Below are 2,398 nucleotides of genomic sequence, written 5' to 3' on the forward strand. Positions count from 1 at the left end.
TGGTCGGTGGCGGGGCTCGGCTCCCGCGGCGTCGCGGCGGCCTGCGGCGAGGTGGCTGCCGGTGCGGCGTCGCCCTGGGCCGGTTCCGCCGGTGCCGGAATCCCGGCCCGGTCCGGGGCGGGTGCCGACGGCATCCCGGCCTGCTCGGGTGCGCGCGGCGCCGGGGCCGGGGCGACGCGGGAGGGTGCGGCGTCCTGGCTGGCCTCGGCCGGTACGGCGGCCTCGGTCGGCGGATGCGGCGTGGGGACCGCCGGCGTGCCCCCGGTGTCCGTGGGTGCGGGAGCATCGGCGTCCCGGCGCTGCGCGGGCGGAATTGCCGGGGTGGACGCGGAACTGGCGGGGAGCGGTGCGGCGTCGCCGGACGGGTCGGCAACCGGCGGCGTCCATGGCGCCGGAGCGGGCCGGTCAGTGGCCGTCGACGGGGCCGTGGCCGGGGCGGTGGCCGTCGACGGCGCCGTGGCCGGGTCGGTGGCCGCCAACGGCGTCGTGGCCGGGTCGGTGGCCGTGGACGGCGCCGTGGCCGGGGCCGTGGATCCGGGCGCGTCGGACCGCGGCCCGGCGGGAGCGGGTTCCGGTCGCGCCGGGACGTGGGCCGCCGGCTCGGGCGGACCGGAGACGGGCCGGGCATCGGGTGCAGGACTGGCGGTGCCCGAGCCGACCGGGGCGGGCGCGGGTTCCGGCGACCACGCGGCGGCCGGATCCGACCCGGCCCGGACGTCGACGGCCGGGGCCGGCCGCTCCTGGTCGGGTGTGGACGTGTCCGGGTTCAGCGCCGCCCGGGGCTGGGGCGGCGCGTCGGACAGCTCCGGCGTCGGCCGGGGCGCGGGCGCCTCGCGTCCCGCGTCCTCCTCCCGCGAGCCGAGGGCCGGCGCTTCCCGCATCGGCGCGGCCGACGAAACTGCCCCGTCGCGCACGTCGACCGGCCGGCCCTGATCGGCGGGGGTGTGGTCGACCGAGGGCGTGGCCGGCGTCCTGCCGACGGGCTGCCCGGCCACCGGACCGGCGTGGCTGTGGTCGTCGGCCGGACCGGCCGACGGCACGTCGACCGGCCGTACGGCCGGCGGATCGGCCGGACCGGCTGCCGGCGACGACAGCGGCCCATCGGCGTGCGCGGGATCGGACGCCTCGGTCGGCGCGGCCGGCGACACCGGCTCGTCCGCCCGGAACCAGGCCTCCGCGTCACCGTCCGCCGGTTCGGCCGGCCGGGTCGCCGCCGGGCCCTCCGGCCGGTCGGCGACCTCGCTGAACCCGCCGTTCCCGTCGCCGGCGACCGGCGTGGACGCCCGGTCGCCCGCGCGCGGCGAGCCTGTTCCGGCCGGGGTGGTCGTCCGGCCGTCGTCCGCCGGCCGGGTGGCCTCGGCGGGCGTCGCCGGACCGGCGGTGCTGCCCGCCCGGGTGCCCTCGGTGGGCACGGTCGGGCTGGCGGTGCGCTCGGGCTGGACAGCTTTGGGCCCGGGGTAGGCGGGTGGTGCGGGTCGGGCCGCTGCGGCCGGCGCCGGCACGTCGAGGGGCCGAGCCTGCGGTGGCGTGTCGCTCCGTCGGCCGTCCACCGCCGGCTGCTTCGCGGGATGGGTGGCCGGGGCCGCAGCCGGTCCCGCCGGCCGGTCGAACCGATCGCTCGGCACCGGTCGATCGCTCGGGCCGGTGGGCCGACCCGGAACGGCCGGGCCGGAGATGGGCGCACCCGAGGCAGGCACCTCGGACGGGGGAGGCACCGGGACCGGTGCACCGGAGTCGGGTGGGCCGGAGACGGGTGGGCCGGACACCGGCGGTGCGGAGACGGGTGCCCCCGACGTGCGCGTACCGGAAACGGGAGCGTCGGCGACCGGGGCGCCCGACACCGGCGTGGCCGGCAGCGGTGCGCCCGAAACGGGTGCGCCCGGCATGGCCGCGGCCGGCGGCGGCGCATCCGACACCGGCGTGGCCGACAGTGGCGGGCCCGACACGGGCGTGGCCGGCAGCGGTGCGGTCGGAACCGGGTTGACCGGCAGCGGCGCGTCCGACACGGGCCTGACCGGCAGCGGCGCGTTCGACACGGGTGTGGCCGGCAGCGGCGCGCCCGAGACGGGCTCCGCCCGGCGTGGGTCCGGTCGGGTCGGCGGCTCCACCGGTGGCCGCCGGACGTCGTCGGGCCGGGTCGGCGGGGCCGGCATGGCGGGCTGACGCCGCTCGTCCGGCCGCGCCGGCGGCACGGGCCGCTGGCGGACATCGTCGGTGCGCGGCGGAGGCGGCGCCATGGGCCGGTCCGGCCGCTCCCCGGGTCGGGCCGGGGCGGCCGGCATGGCCGCCTCCCGTCGCTGGTCCGGTCGTGTCCCGGGCTGGGGCTGGGGCTGGGGCTGCGGCCTGGCGTCGTCGGGGCGCACCGGCCGGTCCCGCGGGTCATCCGCGCGGGCGCGCG

General features: G+C 81.7%; 2 protein-coding genes. One reads left to right on the forward strand and one right to left on the reverse strand.

Features of this window, described 5'->3' with window-relative positions; all coding sequences use genetic code 11:
* A partial coding sequence (locus tag F8274_RS30480) for a hypothetical protein (protein ID WP_370518296.1) occupies positions 1–1,550 on the reverse strand: 1,550 nt, incomplete at its 3' end.
* A gap of 334 nt (positions 1,551–1,884) precedes the next feature.
* Here F8274_RS30480 and F8274_RS30485 point away from each other — a divergent pair.
* The gene (locus F8274_RS30485; protein ID WP_151465835.1) at positions 1,885–2,163 is read left to right on the forward strand and encodes a hypothetical protein; all 279 of its coding nucleotides are present in this window, start codon (positions 1,885–1,887) and stop codon (positions 2,161–2,163) included.
* Positions 2,164–2,398: the final 235 nt, after the last annotated feature.

The organism is Micromonospora sp. AMSO31t (assembly GCF_008868175.1).
GTDB lineage: Bacteria > Actinomycetota > Actinomycetes > Mycobacteriales > Micromonosporaceae > Micromonospora.

Bases quoted from the DNA above. Each gene is read 5' to 3' on its own strand.
- F8274_RS30485 (WP_151465835.1), top strand. From the start codon at position 1,885: ATGGCCGCGGCCGGCGGCGGCGCATCCGACACCGGCGTGGCCGACAGT.